The organism is Fusibacillus kribbianus, assembly GCF_030053595.1.
Lineage (GTDB): Bacteria > Bacillota > Clostridia > Lachnospirales > Lachnospiraceae > Lientehia > Lientehia kribbiana.
The window spans coordinates 1-15,574 of the sequence record NZ_JASGBQ010000024.1 but is presented as its reverse complement, the minus strand read 5'-3'; the positions used below and the strand labels follow the sequence as shown (position 1 = coordinate 15,574).

The following is a 15,574-nucleotide window of genomic DNA, read 5'->3' as shown; positions in this document are numbered from 1 at the left end:
ATTTTATCACAACCATCGGTTGTTTGCAATTCTCATTGACCCGGTCTGCGTTTCGGAGCATAATAGAGATATTACAGCTTTCAGGGAGGATCTTATCATGAACCATATAAAATATATGATCATCGGAGCCGGAGGCACCGGCGGAGCACTGGGCTTCTATCTGACCGTGGCCGGAAAGGACGTGACTCTGATCGCAAGAGGCGCCCATCTGGACGCCATACGGGAAAACGGTCTTTTTCTCGAAACCGGACACGGCGGCTTTTCTGTGCCCGCCGAAGCCTGCACCATGGAAGAATACAGCGCCCGTGTCGAAAAGGACGCCGGGGAATGCCCCGACATTATTTTCGTCTGTGTCAAGGGCTATTCCCTGGATGAGACTGTCCCCTTCATCCGTCAGACAGCCGGACCGAACACCATTGTGATTCCCCTTCTCAACATTTACGGCACCGGGAAACGGCTTCAGGCGCTTTTACCCGAACTGACTGTCACCGACGGCTGTATTTACATTGCTTCGGAGATCAAACAGCCCGGCTGTCTTCTCATGTCCGGCGATATCTTCCGGGTGGTCTTTGGTCTCCGTAAAGATACGGACTCCCGGACGCGCACCGTTTCCATGCCCGTCTTGAAGCTGGTGGAAGCGGATCTTTCCGACGCGGGGATCCTTCCCATTCTCTCGGACCAGGTCGAGCGGGATACCCTCCGGAAATTTTCCTTTGTCTCCCCCATGGCTGCCGTCGGAGCCTCCTACGACGTATCCGCCTCCGCCATGCAGCCGGATGGCCCCCTGCGCCAGACCTTCATTTCTCTGGTGGAGGAAGTCAAAGCCCTCTCCGACGCCATGGAAATCCCTCTGCCGGAGGATATTGTCTCCATCAATCTGAAGATCATGGATGACCTGGCTCCCACAGCCACCGCCTCCATGCAGCGGGACATCAAAAAAGGGCACCAGTCTGAAGTGGACGGCCTTGTGTATGAGGTGGTCCGTCTGGGAAACCAGTACCAGGTGCCCATGCCGGTTTACGGAGAACTGGCAGATAAGCTGGGATTTTAAGCCAACCTTTCTTTCGGTTGTTTATTTCTTCACTGCTTCCAGATCCCTGTGGGCCTTCTTCAGCATTTCCCGGATGGGAAGCTGATACGGGCACCGCTTCTCGCAGGCGCCGCACTCGATGCAGGCGTCAGCCTTGACCGGCTGCAGATCGTACCGGTCCTTGGACCAGCCGGCCAGATCATAGCGGCGCAGATATCCGGCAAACAAAAAGACACTGGAGATATTGATGCCTACTGTACAGGGCGCACAATAATTGCAGCGGCGGCAGAACTGAGTTCCCAGCTCCTTCACAATGGCTGCCGCTTTCTCCTTTTCTTCCCCGGTGAGAGGAGAAGGATCGTTGGCTGCGGCTGTATTTTCCGCTACCTCCTCTACCGACGCCATGCCGGGGATCGCCACGGTCACATTGGGATTAGCGAGAATATAGCGGACTGCCAGGCTGCCGTCCTCAATATTTCCGCCTGCCATGGGCTTCATGGCAATAAAGCCGATGTTTTTCTCCTGACATGCGCGGATGTATTCCTCGCCCTGATTCTCCACGATATTGTAGGGAAACATGATCGTCTCCACCCAGGGAAGGGAAAGTGCCATTTCAAACACCTTTGGAGAATGAGCCGTCACGCCGATATGGCCGATCTTTCCGGCCTCCTTCGCCTCCATAAGTACCTCCAGCGCACCGCCGGGCGCCATCACGGTCTCCAGCTGCGCTTCATTTGGATTATGTACCTGATAAAGATCGATGTAATCCGTCTTCAGATTTTTAAGGCTGATGTCGATATCCTTTTCCATCTCCGCCTTTGTTCTGGCCATGCTCTTGGTTGCCAGAATAAATTTATCCCGGATCCCAAGAAGGCCCTCACCCAGAAGTGCCTCGCTGACTGTATAAGCCCTGGCCGTGTCAATATAATTGACCCCCGCCTCCATGAGCCGTTCCAGAATTTTTCTTGTTCCGGCTGCGTCGATCCGCTGCAGCGGAAGGCCCCCCAGTCCGAGCCTGGAAACCATAAGGCCGGTTTTCCCTAATTCACGATATTCCATAAAAATTCCTCCTGTCCCGTACCGATACAAAACCGACCGGTGCATTCTTCCTCCTGTCAGATTCCGAAAATGCCGCCGGCCGGCTGTTCTTTTATTTATTTGGCTGCCTTGATTCTCGTCAGCGCACGTCTGAGCGCCATCTCGGCTCTCGTCACATCCACGCCCTCCTGATGAGCCTGGATCCGTTTCTCTGCACGTTCCTTCGCCTGCTCGGCACGATCCACATCGATTTCCTCCGGCCACTCTGCCGCCTCTGCAAGAACCGTGACCCGGTCCTTCAGGATTTCTGCAAAGCCGCCGTGAAGAGCCGCCTTCCGCTTCTCACCGTCCGGAAGATGGATGGTGAGGATCCCAGGATTCAGGATACAGGTGGTGGGTACATGCTTCTTATAGACACCGATGGCGCCTTCTCTGGTGTTCATCTCCACCATTTCCACGTCGCCCTTATAAAAGACCCTGTCGGGAGTGATTACCTGAAGTTCAAATGTTTTTTCAGAAGCCATCTAAACACCCCCTATTTTACGCGGGCCAGTACGTCGTCAATGTTTCCTGCATTGAGGAAATAGCTCTCGGGAATATCATCGTACTTGCCTTCGATGATCTCCTTAAAGCCCTGGATGGTCTCAGAAACGGGCACATAACGTCCTTCCAGTCCGGTAAACTGTCCGGCCACGAAGAAAGGCTGCGACAGGAATCTCTGTACCTTTCTTGCTCTGGACACGATCAGCTTCTCCTCCTCGGAAAGCTCGTCCATACCAAGAATGGCGATGATATCCTGCAGCTCGTTGTACTTCTGAAGGATCTCCTGTACGCCTCGCGCCACCTTGTAATGCTCCTCGCCGACGATTCTGGGGTCCAGAATACGGGAGGTGGATTCCAGCGGATCCACGGCCGGGTAAATACCAAGCTCCACGATGGAACGGGAAAGTACCGTCGTCGCATCCAGATGAGCGAAGGTGGTGGCCGGTGCCGGGTCAGTCAGGTCATCGGCAGGCACGTAAACAGCCTGAACCGAAGTGATGGAACCGCTCTTGGTGGAGGTGATACGCTCCTGAAGAGCGCCCATCTCCGTCTGCAGCGTGGGCTGATAGCCTACTGCCGAGGGCATACGTCCCAGAAGTGCGGACACCTCGGAGCCTGCCTGGGTGAAACGGAAAATGTTGTCAATGAAAAGCAGCACGTCCTTGCCGCCCTTGTCACGGAAATACTCTGCCATGGTAAGGCCGGTAAGACCGACTCTCATTCTTGCTCCCGGCGGCTCGTTCATCTGTCCGAATACCATGGTGGTCTTATTGATAACGCCGGACTCTGTCATTTCATGGTAAAGGTCGTTGCCCTCACGGGTACGCTCGCCTACACCAGTAAATACGGAATATCCGCCGTGCTCTGTTGCAATGTTTCGGATCAGCTCCTGGATCAGTACGGTCTTTCCTACGCCTGCACCGCCGAAAAGGCCGATCTTTCCGCCCTTCTGATAGGGGCAGAGAAGGTCAACGACCTTGATTCCGGTTTCCAGGATCTCTGTATCTGTTGCCTGCTCCTCGAAGGAAGGGGCTTTCCTGTGAATGGGAAGCTTCTCCTCGGTAACAGGAGCTTCTTTATTGTCAATGGGCTCGCCCAGGACATTGAAGATTCTGCCCAGGGTATTTTCTCCGACCGGAACGGTGATGGGTGCGCCCGTAGCCACCGCTTCCATGCCGCGGACCAGTCCGTCGGTAGGGCCCATGGCGATACATCTTACGGTATCATCGCCCAGATGCTGGGATACCTCCACCGTCAGCTCTGTTCCGTCGTTCCGCTTGATCTTAACTGCCTCGTAGATGTCGGGGAGCTTTCCTTCGCTGAACTTAATATCCAGAACGGCACTGATGATCTGGGTGATTCTGCCGGTATTCGTCTCTGGCATTCCTTGCTCACTCCTTTTGCTTTTATCGTTGCGGACAGCAGCACGCAGCCTGAGCTGCCGTTTCTGCCGTCCCTATCTTATTCTGACTGCTAATTCAAAGCCTCTGCGCCTGCAATGATCTCCGTCAGCTCCTGAGTAATGGAGGACTGTCTTGCCCGGTTGTACTGCAGTGACAGCTTGTCGATCATTTCCTCCGCGTTGCTGGTTGCAGAATCCATTGCCTGCATTCTGGCGCCGTTTTCGCTGGCGATGGACTCCAGCATGCCGCCGTAGATCAGATTATATACATAACCGGGAATCAGTGCATCCAGTACCTCTTCCTCGTCGCCGTCGTAATTCATGGGGCATTCCCGCTCTCCGGCCGCCTCGCTGCCAGCTTTTATCTCTTCCTCGGAAAGCTCCACAGGAAGCAGCTTGATCAGCTTCGGCTCATGGCTCACCGTATTCTTGAAGGAGGTATAGGCCAGATAGATCTCGCCCACTTCTCCGTTCTGGTAAGCCTCCAGAACCTTCCTTCCGATAGCTGCCGCGTCGGCATAGGTCGGCTCCTCGATCACGTCGGAATAATCTGCCGCAAGCTCATAGTTTCTTCTGGTGAGGGCATCCCGCCCTTTTCGTCCGATGGAATAAAGCTTCGCATCCTCCGCTTCGATGCCGCCCATGACGGCCTTCACGATATTGGAGTTGTAGCCGCCCGCCAGACCTCTATTGGAGGTAATGGCGATGACTGCCTTCTTTTCCGAAGCTCCCTTTATGAGATAGCGGTGGCGCACATTCTGAGTATGGGCCAGGATGGAGCAGACGGTAGAGTAGGTCATGTCAAAGTAAGGCCTCGTATTCTCCGCCTTCGCTCTGGACTTCTGCAGCTTTACCGTAGACACCAGCTTCATGGCATTGGTGATCTGCTGCGTGCTCTGGATGCTGGCCTTTCTTCTCTTGATTTCGCGCATTGTCGCCATAGAATCACCTCAACTCAAACTGTCCCTTAAACTCGGAAACAGCTGCCGCAAGCTTCTCCTCCAGTTCCTCGGAAAGAACCTTCTCGCTACGGATTTTCTCCGGAATCTCCGGATATTTCGTATCGATAAACTCGAACAGCTCCTTCTCAAAACGAAGGACTTCAGTCACAGGAATATCCAGCAGATATTTCTTGGTGGCGGCATAAATGATAATTACCTGATACTCCACGCCCATGGGCTGATACTGGGGCTGCTTGAGAACCTCACGGATCCTCTCGCCCTGTGCCAGCTTCTCCTTGGTGTCCGCATCAAGCTCGGAGCCGAACTGGGAGAAGGCTGCCAGCTCACGGAACTGGGCCAGCTCCACACGGATGGGAGCAGAGATCTTCTTGATGGCCTTGATCTGTGCAGCGCCGCCCACCCGGGATACGGAAAGGCCTGCATTGATGGCGGGACGGAAGCCGGAGTTGAACATCTCGGTTTCCAGATAGATCTGGCCGTCGGTAATGGAAATAACGTTTGTCGGAATATAAGCCGATACGTCTCCTGCCTGGGTCTCTATGATGGGGAGGGCCGTTAAGGAACCGCCGCCCAGCTCATCGGAAAGCCTTGCAGCTCTCTCAAGAAGTCTGGAATGCAGGTAGAACACGTCACCGGGGTATGCTTCACGTCCCGGCGGTCTTCTCAGGAGCAGAGAAAGCGTACGGTATGCGGTGGCATGCTTGGACAAATCGTCGTATACCACCAGGACGTCCTTTCCTTCCTCCATCCATTCCTCGCCGATGGCGCAGCCCGCATAGGGGGCGATATACTGAAGGGGAGCCATCTCGCTGGCTGTAGCAGCCACAACGGTAGTGTAATCCATGGCGTTATGCTCTTCCAGAGTCTTAACGATGCCTGCGACTGTGGAAGCCTTCTGGCCGATGGCCACATAGATGCAGTAAACGCCTTTTCCCTTCTGATTGATAATGGTATCAATGGCGAGAGCCGTCTTTCCTGTCTGTCTGTCGCCGATAATCAGCTCACGCTGGCCTCTTCCGATGGGCACCATGGCGTCAATGGCCTTGATACCGGTCTGAAGCGGGGTATCCACTGATTTTCTTGTGATGACGCCGGGCGCCACACGTTCGATCTGACGGAATTTTTCCGTATGAATGGGGCCTTTGCCGTCGATGGGCTGACCCAGGGCATTGACTACACGCCCCAGCATCGCGTCGCCTACCGGCACCTCAACCACTCTGCCGGTGGTCTTCACCGTATCGCCCTCAGCAATGCTTCTCTGGCTGCCCAGAAGCACGGCACCTACATTGTCCTCCTCCAGATTGAGGACCATGCCGTAGACCTCTCCCGGAAATTCCAGAAGCTCGCCCTGCATTGCTTTTTCAAGGCCGTGAATACGCGCGATACCGTCTGCCACCTGGATAACCGTGCCCACATCGGACACTTCCAGCCGGGAGGCATATCTCTCAATCTGCTCTTTAATGACAGAGCTGATCTCTTCCGGTCTTAAATTCATGGAGCTTTCGCACCTTCCTTCTAAATTATTAACTCAGCTGAATTTTCATTAATTCCTTTTTCATTTCATAGAGCCTGGTTTTGATACTGCTGTCCACGACCCGGTCACCGATCCGGATCACCAGTCCGCCGATGAGACTTTCATCCACGGTGTACTCCGTCTCCAGGGACTCGTAGACAGTGGTTGCAAGAAGCCTGGCTTCAATCTGCTTCTTCTGTGCATCGGAAAGCTCCACCGCCGAAGTCACGTGGGCAAGTCCGATCTTTTTATACTCTTTCACCTTGGCGATGAAGTAGGAAAAAATCGCCTCCAGCTCGCTCTGACGCCCCTTTTCGATGACGATCCGCAAAAAGCCCATCATCTCCGGCGACAGCCTGTCCGCAAAGACATTCTCCACGACCTGCAGCTTTTCTTCCTTTAAAATATTCGGGTGATTGATCAGCCTGACAAGCTCCGGATTCTCCGAAAGCACCCGGCCGACAGCCTCTGTCTCCTCAAAAAGCCCGTCCACCTTTCCCGTGTCCAGAGCTGTCTCAAAGAGGGCTTCACCGTATGTTTTCGCAATCAGCTTTGCCATGTCTCATCACCTATTTCCTTTAACGTCCTCTCAATGAGCTCGTCCTGAACCTTTCCGTCAATGGACGCCGCCACAGCCTTGCCGGCCATCATGGACGCAATGGTAATCATCTCCTGCTTCATCTCGTCAAGAGCCTTCTTCTTCTCAAGCTCTGCCTCGCGGCCGGCTCTCTCAATGATGCGTGCGGATTCCGCCTTTGCCTCCTCCAGGATCTCTTCCTCTCTCTTCAGAGCCTTCTTCCTGGCTTCGGAAAGGATCGCTTCCGCTTCCTTATCGATATCCTTAAGCTTTGCCTCGTACTCCGTCTTTAACCCGGCTGCCGTTTCCTTATCCTTCGCGGCAGTGTCAAGGTCCGTCCGGATCCGTTCGGTACGCTTCTCCAGCATGGCTCTCGCCGGATTAAAAAGCAGATAGGACAAAGCAAAGAACAGGATAAATACATTGACGCCGGTAAAAAGCGCATCGTGAATCAGCTGAACGTCAAGTCCCAGGATTCTGTCATAGCTCTCGCCGGCAGCCACCAGCAAATTTCCTGCTGCCAAAATCGCTTCCAATGTTCCGCCTCCTTTCTTCCTTTTCTGTCAGGATCTATTTTTAGAAAGGCTTTACGAACATCAGAATGAATGCGACTACCAGACCGTAAAGACCGGTGGTCTCGGCAACAGCCTGTCCAAGAAGCATGGTCGTGGTAATATCCCCCTTTGCCCCGGGGTTGCGGCCTACTGCTGCAGCAGCATGTCCTGCTGCGATACCCTGACCAACACCAGGTCCGATACCGGCGATCATTGCCAGACCTGCACCGATTGCTGAGCAAGCATAAATTAAATCCTGTCCTGAAATTCCCATAGTAAATCCTCCTTCATATTTTGGTTCCTGTAACCTTTTGTTGATTTTCTACATTTTGTCGTCCACGTATACCATGGTCAGCATACAGAACACGTATGTCTGGATACACCCGGAAAACAGATCCAGATACGCATGCAGAAATGCCGGAATACCCAGCTTTGCAATGAAAATCGGTATGATTCCATACCACAGCGCCATTATGATGGTTCCGGCCAGCATATTGGCGAACAGACGCAATGACAATGAAATCGGTGTCGCGATCTCGCCGATCAGATTGATCGGAAAAAACAGCGGGATCGGCTCAAACAGCGCCTTGAAGTGTCCCATCTTCTGACATTTGATTCCGTTATACTGGATCATGCAGAAGGTAATGAGGCCCAGACAGAGGGTCACGCCGTAATCTGCCGTCGGTCCGCGGAGCCCCAGAAGGCCCGACAGATTGCAGATCAGAATAAACAGAAACAGCGTCCCGATATAATTCAGGAATTTTTTCGGCTGCTTCATATTGGTCGTAACCATTTTCCCAAGCATCTCCACGATCAGCTCCACCACATTCTGGAAGCCGGTGGGTACTTCCTTGGCCTTCTTCATGCAGCGATTGGCCGCAATGGCAAAGATCAGGATCACAATCGTTACGATCACCATGGCAACGTGAGTTGTCGTCAGCCACACGCTGTGTCCGAACAGCTTATAATTTACCAATCCATGTATGGCAAAATCCGCTTCACATAAAATCATTCTCATGCTCTCACCCCTTTCTTGTTAAAGTAGGTTGTGGAGCGGCTGCAATGCGCAGCCGCATTTATATCCTTCAGTCCCCGGAAGATTCACGGTCCGAATCCGCGTCCTTTCCGAAATGACAGAAAGCCTTGTGTACAAAGGGCCTCATATATACCCCCAGCTTCAGGGTAAAAAGGCCGGCCAGGATCGCCATCATGTTGAACCAGCCCGATTTCCAGGCCAGGACAAGCACGACTGCCCCCACGGCAACTCTGATCAGATACGCCCGAAAGGCATGGTTTTTCGCTGATTTCTCCTCCATCATATCGACAGAGGTCTCAAGCGTCACACTCATATGGAAAAAATATGCCGCCGCCATAAGAATTCCCAGAAGAAATCCGGACAGCACACCTCCCGAAAGCCCCCAGAAAATAAGAACCACAACGGTTCCCAAAAGCCCCCACAGTCCGATGCCGACAAGCACCTCGCGCACCACCTGACCGGTATATTTAATCATCCTTATCCCCCTCATCTCCCGGCGAAACTGCCTTCTTTGCCAGAAGATATGCGCTTCTGGCGCCGGCCAGAACCCCCAGAATCAAAAGGGGCAGTGTAAAGCAGGTGGAAAATTTTTTATCCAGCCACATTCCCAGCGCCACACAAAGGACGACCGGCGTCAGCATGGTAATTCCCAGCTGGCTCACCAGCGACAGACAGCGGACAAGCTCCCTGTGTTTTCTTTTCAAAAAACTCCTCCTTACACCTTGACCTCAAGCTTTCGCCCCGTGGCCTTATAAGGCTTAAGCTCCACGCCCGCCGACCGGAGCATCCGTTTGGAAGCCCGCACGGCAGCTGTATCGCCATACTTATCATCTGCATAAATGATGGTTTTAATTCCACATTGAATGATCGCCTTGGCGCATTCGTTGCAGGGAAAAAGAGTTACATAGATTTTACTGCCCTCCAGGCTTCCGCCCCTGTAGTTCAGGATGGCGTTCAGCTCGCTGTGGGTACTGTAAAAATACTTGGTCTCATAAGGGTCGTCCCCCTCCCGCTCCCACGGGAATGTATCGTCGGGACATCCCTTGGGGAATCCGTTGTACCCCATGGACAGGATCTTGTTGTCCTGGCTCACGATACAGGCTCCCACCTGTGTGCTGGGATCCTTGGAGCGCATGGCTGAAAGCTCCGCCACGCCCATAAAATACTCATCCCACGAAATATAATCCTGTCTTTTTCCTGACATTTCTGCCTCGCTTTCTTCCTGAAAAGACTCTCCCGGCAGGATCAATCCTCGATCTGGCTGATCCGTCTTGCATGACGCTCATCCCCGGAGAACGGCGTATTCAGGAATGTGTCGGTGATCTTGACCGCCAGCCCGGCCCCAAGCACCCGCGCTCCCATGGCCAGAATATTAGCATCATTGTGGAGCCTTGTGGCTTCTGCGGAAAAGCAGTCGGAGCAGAGTGCCGCGCGCACTCCCTTTATTTTATTGGCTGCGATGGAAATGCCGATCCCGGTCCCGCAGATCAGGATTCCCTTTTCGCATTCCCCGTCAGCCACTGCATGTCCCACCAGCTTGGCGTATACCGGATAATCCACAGCTTCTGTCCCGAAGCATCCGAAATCCTTATATTCCAGATGGTTTTTCTCCAGATAGGCGATAATCTCCTGCTTCAGTTCATATCCGCCATGGTCACAGCCCAATGCTATCATTGTCTTCTTCCTCCTTGAAAATAATTTCTGCTGCCACCTTCACCAGAAGGTCAATATGTTCATAGCATGCCCCATAATCCGCAAGACTGCCGCCGAGAGGTTCCTCAATGTCTCCCTCCTGGCCGGTGAATTCCCGCAGAGTAAAGATATTCGGCATTTCAGGGAACCGCTGCTTCACTTCCTGCTTTTCGCTTCTTGTCATGGTAAGCACCAGGGTTCCCGGTACAAAATCTGTTTTTTCCAGAGCCGTCGCCTCCTGGGAAAGAAGTGTCAGCTGATGGCTCTTTAAAATGGCCACCGCTTTCTGGTTGATGGGCTCCGGAAACAGCACCACCAGCCCTCTGGAGGCCACCTGGATCTCCCGCTCCCCGCGGATATCCTCAAATACGGCTGCCGCCATATTGCTGAGACAGGTATTATCCCTGCAGACAAAAATGACCTTTTTGACTCTTGCCATCTGCTTCACCCGCCTTTCTGTCCGTCAGACTTCCTTCTCTTCGCCGCACTGAACGACCCTCTGTCCTGCCGCCTTTAACAGGCGGTTCATAATGGCGCCGCTCAGGGCGTACCCGTCAAAGCTTTCCGAATAAATGCAGTCCACCTGCTCCTCGTCGAAGGCCCGAAGCACATCGTAAAGATTGTGCGCCACCGTCTCCGGATTTTCCCTTGAGCCTGCACACTTCTTCACCGGCGCATAGTATCTGTCCCGGGACTCCTCGGTACAGATGACTCCTGCCCTGAGGCCTGCCGCCTCTGCCTCTGCAAGAGCCTTCTCAATGGCCCTGCAGGCCGTCTCCACCGGTCCGCGAAACACGGTAAGCTCCGCCTTCGGCGCATAGTGGCGGTATTTCATCCCAGGCGCCTTTGGTCTTACATCCGGCGAAAGGCCGCCGAGGCTGGCTTTGTCCACAGCCACCGGCCCGATCACCTGCTCCAGCATGGCCTTTGTGATATACCCCGGCCGCAGGATCGTCGCCGTCCCCTCCGAAACATCGATGATCGTGGATTCCAGACCGATTCCCACCTCGCCGCCATCGACGATCATATCGATCCTTCCGTCCATGTCCTCCAGCACATGAGCCGCCTTTGTGGGACTCGGCCGTCCGGAGGTATTGGCACTGGGCGCTGCAATGGGAACTCCCGCTGCCCGGATGATGGCCCTCGCCACCGGATGCTCCGGCATCCGCACCGCCACGGTATCAAGACCGCCGGTCGTTCCGTGAGGCACCAGGTCTGTTTTTTTGAAGACCATGGTCATAGGACCCGGCCAGAAGGCTTCGGCAAGGGCAGCTGCCTCCGGTGGGATCTCCGACACCAGCGGATAAAGCTCCTCCATGGATGTGATATGAAGGATCAGCGGATTGTCCGAAGGACGTCCCTTCGCCGCATAGATCTTGGCAGCTGCCTCCGCACAAAGGCCATTGGCCCCAAGGCCGTATACCGTCTCCGTGGGAAAAGCCACAAGTCCCCCCTCGGCAAGCACTCTTCCCGCCTCGGCGATGGCCGCCTCATCCATATGAAGTTCGTCTATTTTAACCAGTTTTGTATTCATCATAACTTTAAGTATAGCATTATTGAGACAAAATGGAAAGAGACAGTTTGTAAAAGTTGTTTGAAATTATCTGGCGCTCAGATAGCTCAGGATCCCCTTTGCCAGCGCCTCCGCCACCTGGTCCTGATACGCGTCATCCTTCAGCCGTTCCGCCTCCTCCCAGTTGCTCAAAAAGCCGCACTCGGCGATCACGATGGGGCAGGAAACATGAAGCAGCATATAATACTCTCCATTTGCCTTGGGCGCCCGTTTTTTCTCGCTGCTTATGGTCTCATTAAACACGTTCTGGATCGCTTCCGCCAGCTTTTTTCCTTCCTCGGAATCCTTATAGTAAAAGACCTGCGCTCCCCGGACACCGCCGTCCCGGTAGCTGTTCTGGTGGATGCTGACCACAAAATCCGCGCCGCTCTCCTCGATCAGATTGCACCTTCTGTTTAAATCCGCCCGCTTCTTGTTCCCATCGGTGGATTTATAAAGGCCGTTCTCATCCTTTCGCGTCAGCACCACCTCCACCCCCTCAGCCTCCAGAAGCGCCTTCGTCTTCAGAGTGACCGACAGGTTGATGTCCTTTTCCAGTACTTTGTTGATACCGATCTTTCCCGGGTCATCTCCCCCATGGCCGGCGTCCAGTACCACCACCGGCGCCGTCTGGCCGGACACCTGGGCGCTTTCCTGCCACAGATGGGCCGCCGGGCCCGATAGGAGAAAGGCGGCCAGCAGAAGTCCCACCCCCATGATAAACTCCACACATTTTTTCAAAGGAATCTCTCCGGTTATTCCGTCATTTACAGTATATGTATTTGTTTCAATAAATAGAAAAGGAGGCTTCACCGTCTCCTGAAATCATAATTTCAGGACAGTGCAGCCTCCCGTGCGTTACTTTTTCACAGGATAAAGCTCCTCCACCACTTTTCCCTTCTCCAGCCGAAGGACTCTCTGATTCCTGCTCCCCCGGAACATGAGCGTCAGATCCTTCTCCGCCTCCACGAACCGACCATCCACCAGCACATCGATGCAGGAAAGCATCTCATCCGTCACCTCCGTATGCACCCGCCCTCCGGAAATCATGTCCACATCAATGAGATACCCGGAATAACACCAGATGTCCTTTTGAGGAAATACCTCCCGCACTCTTTTTAAAAGCTTCACCAGCTCCCGCTGGTTCTCCGGTTCAAAGGGCTCGCCGCCGAGAAGGGTAAGTCCCTGAATATAATCCGGCGCAAGAAGCGAAAGGACCTGTTGTTCCGTTTCCTTTGTATAGGGCTGTCCATAGTCAAAATCCCAGGTGTCCGGGTTGAAGCAGCCCTTACAGTGATTCCGGCAGCCCGATACAAACAGCGTCACCCGCACGCCGGGGCCGTCTGCAATGTCACATTCCTTGATATTTCCATAGTACATAATCCGTATCCCTCTTATCATAATATACCTGTACGGATTATTATAGCTTATCCGGCCGGCAAAAGCAAGGAATGTTACAGCATCTCCCCGGTCACGGCATTGACCCTCCCTATGATTCCATTATAATAGACCTCTTCCTTCTTTTCTCCATTCTCTTCTTCTGACCATCTGATATTTCCGTGGGCGACCCACACCGGCAGGATCTCATTTTCAGTATACAGAAAAGAGTCTTTCCAAGTATTCAACAGTTTGTAACAAATTGTAAACTTATTGTCGTACCTTTTCCCGGTACACTTTCTATGTTCATCTCTCCGTGATGAAATTCCAGGATCTGTCTGCAGATGGCCAGGCCCAGGCCGATCCCGTCCCTTCCCGTCCTAGACCGGTCCACCTTGTAAAAAGGCCGGCAGATCTTCCCGATCTCTTCCTCCGGAATTCCCTTTCCGAAGTCCCGAATAGAAATAAAGCCCGGCCTCAGCCCGATCTCAATTTTCTGGCCCGGCCGGGAGGCCTTTGCCCCGTTATCCAGCAGATTCTGAAACAGGCTGGTCAGAAGGTCCGTATCCCCGGACATCCGAAAATTCTCTTTTTCCTTCCACACAAAGGTAATCTCCGGCCATTTCCTCGCCACGGTCTTCCTGCTCTCCTCCAGAAGCTGTCCCACACTGCAATCCTCCACCTGAATGGAATTATTCTGGTAAAGGCCGGACAGCTCCATCATTTTTGCGGAAAGGTTTTTCAGATAGTTCGCCTGGTCATAAATGGTCTGGAGGGCCATTTTTCCGGTGTCTTCATCGATCTCCACGTGAAGAAGCATGTCGGTATAGCCGAGAACAGAGGTCATCGGGGAACGGATCTCGTGAGACAGGCTGCCGATCAGAAGCTTCTGTTGTTAATTGACCTCCTCCAGCTTTTCCTCCCGCTCCCGGATCCCCATCTTCATAATGGCAAAGGCCCTGGAAATATCGCCCAGCTCATCCTTCCCTCCGGTTTCGATGGTCCCGTCATAATTGCCTCTGCTCACCTCGTAGGCCGCCTGCTCCAGCGCCTTCAGGGGCCGCAGCAAAAACTTCATAAAAGCTGCGCTCACCAGCATGAGCAGGATCAGAAACAGGATCCAGATCGCAGCGAAGGTTCTCAAGAGTCCCCACATATCCTCGTAGACCACCGTCACATCCCGGAACCGGAACAGGTACGCATCCGCACTGACCCACGGCTCCCCGGCAGCCAGTACCAGGATTTTTGCGCCGCCGATGGTATGGATCCCAAAATCGATCTTCCCCTCCGCCGCCTGCCCTGCAAAGGTCTCATATTCCACCCCGAACCGGGGAGAATGGTCGCAGATGATCTCCGAAGCATTCTACAGAATACAATCCTCAAACAGATCATTTTCAAAGATCTCTCCGAGGATCCGTTTATTGTACATTTCCGGCCTTTCCGCCTCTCCCGCGCTGATCTCATAGACCTCCCGCAAAATGTACTCCATTCCCTCGAAGGAGGTGATCTCCTCCTCCGTCAGTCTGGAAAGCTGTCGGTCCAGATACCGGTTCCCCAGCCGGAAGCAGCAAAATGCGCCGCAGACCAGCAGCGCACCGCAGACAACCAGCATGATTTTATGATACAGCTTCATTTCATACCCTCCAGACGATACCCAATCCGCGAGACGGTCCGGATCAGATCCGGGCATTCCAGTTTTTTTCTGAGCCTGCCGATGTGCACATCCACGGTACGGGTCTCCCCCATAAAGGTCTCTCCCCATACCTCCTTCAAAAGCTGTTCCCTGGTAAACGTCATCTTCGGATTTTTGGCAAACAACACCAACAGTTCATATTCCATGGGCTTTAAGAAGATCTCCTGCTTTCCCTTCCATACCGTTCTCCGGTCCAGATCAATTTTTATCTCCCCTGCTGTCAGAACCGTTTCCCTTCTCCCGTTTCTTGCCAGCACCTTTTCCACCCGCACAAGAAGCTCCAGAATTTCAAAGTGCTTCACAATATAATCCTCGGCGCCGCTTTTTAACCCGGCCACCTTCAAATTGATTTCCAGAAGATTTGCGATCGCAGAATCATCCTCCACGATCAGAATCCGGCTGCTCATCCGTCTGTCCCTCCCGATTCTTTTCGTGTCAGTGCACAAAGCCCGGAACACTGACGTTACTTTATTATAACATGACAGGGAGTGTTGCAGAATGACCTAAAATCTGAACGATTGTAGGTCAGGAGCAACGCTCCTTCGTTTTTAGCTCAGAAACCCCGGCTCAGATATCATTTTGGGATATCTCGGCCGGGGTTTGGC

22 protein-coding genes are annotated in these 15,574 nt (G+C 53.4%); 1 reads left to right on the top strand and 21 read right to left on the bottom strand.

The window, feature by feature from the left end; translation table 11 throughout:
- The first annotated feature begins 97 nt into the window (after positions 1 to 97).
- A complete protein-coding gene (locus QJ036_RS11380) occupies positions 98 to 1,051 on the top strand; it encodes a ketopantoate reductase family protein (RefSeq protein WP_331487539.1) in 954 nt (317 codons plus the stop codon).
- 21 nt (positions 1,052 to 1,072) lie between these two features.
- Here the strand turns inward: QJ036_RS11380 and QJ036_RS11375 are convergent, their stop codons facing one another.
- From QJ036_RS11375 to QJ036_RS11275, 21 genes are all read right to left on the bottom strand, one after another.
- Positions 1,073 to 2,089 carry an aldo/keto reductase gene (locus QJ036_RS11375; protein WP_283231499.1) on the bottom strand — a complete coding sequence of 339 codons (1,017 nt, stop codon included), beginning with the start codon at positions 2,087 to 2,089 and terminating at the stop codon, positions 1,073 to 1,075.
- A gap of 95 nt (positions 2,090 to 2,184) precedes the next feature.
- Positions 2,185 to 2,592, bottom strand: coding sequence for an ATP synthase F1 subunit epsilon (gene atpC, locus QJ036_RS11370; RefSeq protein WP_283231498.1), 408 nt, complete (start codon positions 2,590 to 2,592; stop codon positions 2,185 to 2,187).
- 11 nt (positions 2,593 to 2,603) lie between these two features.
- Positions 2,604 to 3,995 (bottom strand): F0F1 ATP synthase subunit beta, encoded by a 1,392-nt coding sequence (atpD, locus tag QJ036_RS11365; protein WP_283231497.1) that lies wholly within the window; start codon positions 3,993 to 3,995, stop codon positions 2,604 to 2,606.
- A gap of 89 nt (positions 3,996 to 4,084) precedes the next feature.
- Positions 4,085 to 4,954, bottom strand: a complete 870-nt coding sequence (gene atpG / locus QJ036_RS11360; RefSeq protein WP_283231496.1) for an ATP synthase F1 subunit gamma — start codon at positions 4,952 to 4,954, stop codon at positions 4,085 to 4,087.
- Between the two features lie 4 nt (positions 4,955 to 4,958).
- Positions 4,959 to 6,470, bottom strand: a complete 1,512-nt coding sequence (gene atpA, locus QJ036_RS11355) for a F0F1 ATP synthase subunit alpha (RefSeq protein WP_283231495.1) — start codon at positions 6,468 to 6,470, stop codon at positions 4,959 to 4,961.
- Between the two features lie 28 nt (positions 6,471 to 6,498).
- Entirely contained in the window at positions 6,499 to 7,047 is a 549-nt protein-coding gene (atpH, locus tag QJ036_RS11350; RefSeq protein ID WP_283231494.1) for an ATP synthase F1 subunit delta, read from the bottom strand.
- A complete protein-coding gene (atpF, locus tag QJ036_RS11345) occupies positions 7,035 to 7,592 on the bottom strand; it encodes a F0F1 ATP synthase subunit B (RefSeq protein ID WP_283231529.1) in 558 nt (185 codons plus the stop codon). Before atpF ends, atpH begins: the two co-directional genes overlap by 13 nt.
- Positions 7,593 to 7,641: 49 nt before the next feature.
- Positions 7,642 to 7,893: an ATP synthase F0 subunit C gene (gene atpE, locus QJ036_RS11340; RefSeq protein WP_283231493.1), complete on the bottom strand. Its 252-nt coding sequence runs from the start codon at positions 7,891 to 7,893 to the stop codon at positions 7,642 to 7,644.
- 48 nt (positions 7,894 to 7,941) lie between these two features.
- A complete protein-coding gene (gene atpB, locus QJ036_RS11335; protein ID WP_331487537.1) occupies positions 7,942 to 8,637 on the bottom strand; it encodes a F0F1 ATP synthase subunit A in 696 nt (231 codons plus the stop codon).
- Between the two features lie 67 nt (positions 8,638 to 8,704).
- The gene (locus QJ036_RS11330; protein WP_283231492.1) at positions 8,705 to 9,130 is read right to left on the bottom strand and encodes an ATP synthase subunit I; all 426 of its coding nucleotides are present in this window, start codon (positions 9,128 to 9,130) and stop codon (positions 8,705 to 8,707) included.
- Positions 9,123 to 9,359, bottom strand: coding sequence for an AtpZ/AtpI family protein (locus QJ036_RS11325; RefSeq protein ID WP_283231491.1), 237 nt, complete (start codon positions 9,357 to 9,359; stop codon positions 9,123 to 9,125). Before QJ036_RS11325 ends, QJ036_RS11330 begins: the two co-directional genes overlap by 8 nt.
- 11 nt (positions 9,360 to 9,370) lie before the next feature.
- Positions 9,371 to 9,859, bottom strand: a complete 489-nt coding sequence (locus QJ036_RS11320) for a deoxycytidylate deaminase (RefSeq protein WP_283231490.1) — start codon at positions 9,857 to 9,859, stop codon at positions 9,371 to 9,373.
- Between the two features lie 41 nt (positions 9,860 to 9,900).
- Complete coding sequence (gene rpiB / locus QJ036_RS11315; protein WP_283231489.1) at positions 9,901 to 10,329, bottom strand: ribose 5-phosphate isomerase B; 429 nt, start codon at positions 10,327 to 10,329, stop codon at positions 9,901 to 9,903.
- Positions 10,310 to 10,786, bottom strand: coding sequence for an arsenate reductase/protein-tyrosine-phosphatase family protein (locus tag QJ036_RS11310; protein WP_283231488.1), 477 nt, complete (start codon positions 10,784 to 10,786; stop codon positions 10,310 to 10,312). Before QJ036_RS11310 ends, rpiB begins: the two co-directional genes overlap by 20 nt.
- A 24-nt stretch (positions 10,787 to 10,810) precedes the next feature.
- Complete coding sequence (locus QJ036_RS11305) at positions 10,811 to 11,881, bottom strand: L-threonylcarbamoyladenylate synthase (RefSeq protein ID WP_283231527.1); 1,071 nt, start codon at positions 11,879 to 11,881, stop codon at positions 10,811 to 10,813.
- 66 nt (positions 11,882 to 11,947) lie between these two features.
- Complete coding sequence (locus tag QJ036_RS11300) at positions 11,948 to 12,640, bottom strand: N-acetylmuramoyl-L-alanine amidase (RefSeq protein WP_283231487.1); 693 nt, start codon at positions 12,638 to 12,640, stop codon at positions 11,948 to 11,950.
- A 117-nt stretch (positions 12,641 to 12,757) separates the two neighbouring features.
- Positions 12,758 to 13,279 (bottom strand): anaerobic ribonucleoside-triphosphate reductase activating protein, encoded by a 522-nt coding sequence (gene nrdG / locus QJ036_RS11295; RefSeq protein ID WP_283231486.1) that lies wholly within the window; start codon positions 13,277 to 13,279, stop codon positions 12,758 to 12,760.
- Positions 13,280 to 13,520: 241 nt separating this feature from the next.
- Complete coding sequence (locus QJ036_RS11290; protein WP_331487541.1) at positions 13,521 to 14,156, bottom strand: sensor histidine kinase; 636 nt, start codon at positions 14,154 to 14,156, stop codon at positions 13,521 to 13,523.
- Between the two features lie 15 nt (positions 14,157 to 14,171).
- Positions 14,172 to 14,597, bottom strand: coding sequence for a HAMP domain-containing protein (locus tag QJ036_RS11285; protein ID WP_283231485.1), 426 nt, complete (start codon positions 14,595 to 14,597; stop codon positions 14,172 to 14,174).
- Positions 14,598 to 14,639: 42 nt separating this feature from the next.
- The gene (locus QJ036_RS11280) at positions 14,640 to 14,909 is read right to left on the bottom strand and encodes a hypothetical protein (RefSeq protein ID WP_283231484.1); all 270 of its coding nucleotides are present in this window, start codon (positions 14,907 to 14,909) and stop codon (positions 14,640 to 14,642) included.
- Entirely contained in the window at positions 14,906 to 15,376 is a 471-nt protein-coding gene (locus QJ036_RS11275; RefSeq protein ID WP_283231483.1) for a winged helix-turn-helix domain-containing protein, read from the bottom strand. Before QJ036_RS11275 ends, QJ036_RS11280 begins: the two co-directional genes overlap by 4 nt.
- Positions 15,377 to 15,574 lie beyond the last annotated feature (198 nt).

What these genes read in the sequence shown, in the direction of transcription:
- QJ036_RS11380 (WP_331487539.1), top strand. Translation starts at nt 98, where the DNA reads ATGAACCATATAAAATATATGATCATCGGAGCCGGAGGCACCGGCGGA.
- QJ036_RS11375 (WP_283231499.1), bottom strand. Translation starts at nt 2,089, where the DNA reads ATGGAATATCGTGAATTAGGGAAAACCGGCCTTATGGTTTCCAGGCTC.
- atpC (WP_283231498.1), bottom strand. Translation starts at nt 2,592, where the DNA reads ATGGCTTCTGAAAAAACATTTGAACTTCAGGTAATCACTCCCGACAGG.
- atpD (WP_283231497.1), bottom strand. Translation starts at nt 3,995, where the DNA reads ATGCCAGAGACGAATACCGGCAGAATCACCCAGATCATCAGTGCCGTT.
- atpG (WP_283231496.1), bottom strand. Translation starts at nt 4,954, where the DNA reads ATGGCGACAATGCGCGAAATCAAGAGAAGAAAGGCCAGCATCCAGAGC.
- atpA (WP_283231495.1), bottom strand. Translation starts at nt 6,470, where the DNA reads ATGAATTTAAGACCGGAAGAGATCAGCTCTGTCATTAAAGAGCAGATT.
- atpH (WP_283231494.1), bottom strand. Translation starts at nt 7,047, where the DNA reads ATGGCAAAGCTGATTGCGAAAACATACGGTGAAGCCCTCTTTGAGACA.
- atpE (WP_283231493.1), bottom strand. Translation starts at nt 7,893, where the DNA reads ATGGGAATTTCAGGACAGGATTTAATTTATGCTTGCTCAGCAATCGGT.
- atpB (WP_331487537.1), bottom strand. Translation starts at nt 8,637, where the DNA reads ATGAGAATGATTTTATGTGAAGCGGATTTTGCCATACATGGATTGGTA.
- QJ036_RS11330 (WP_283231492.1), bottom strand. Translation starts at nt 9,130, where the DNA reads ATGATTAAATATACCGGTCAGGTGGTGCGCGAGGTGCTTGTCGGCATC.
- QJ036_RS11320 (WP_283231490.1), bottom strand. Translation starts at nt 9,859, where the DNA reads ATGTCAGGAAAAAGACAGGATTATATTTCGTGGGATGAGTATTTTATG.
- rpiB (WP_283231489.1), bottom strand. Translation starts at nt 10,329, where the DNA reads ATGATAGCATTGGGCTGTGACCATGGCGGATATGAACTGAAGCAGGAG.
- QJ036_RS11310 (WP_283231488.1), bottom strand. Translation starts at nt 10,786, where the DNA reads ATGGCAAGAGTCAAAAAGGTCATTTTTGTCTGCAGGGATAATACCTGT.
- QJ036_RS11305 (WP_283231527.1), bottom strand. Translation starts at nt 11,881, where the DNA reads ATGAATACAAAACTGGTTAAAATAGACGAACTTCATATGGATGAGGCG.
- nrdG (WP_283231486.1), bottom strand. Translation starts at nt 13,279, where the DNA reads ATGTACTATGGAAATATCAAGGAATGTGACATTGCAGACGGCCCCGGC.
- QJ036_RS11280 (WP_283231484.1), bottom strand. Translation starts at nt 14,909, where the DNA reads ATGAAGCTGTATCATAAAATCATGCTGGTTGTCTGCGGTGCGCTGCTG.
- QJ036_RS11275 (WP_283231483.1), bottom strand. Translation starts at nt 15,376, where the DNA reads ATGAGCAGCCGGATTCTGATCGTGGAGGATGATTCTGCGATCGCAAAT.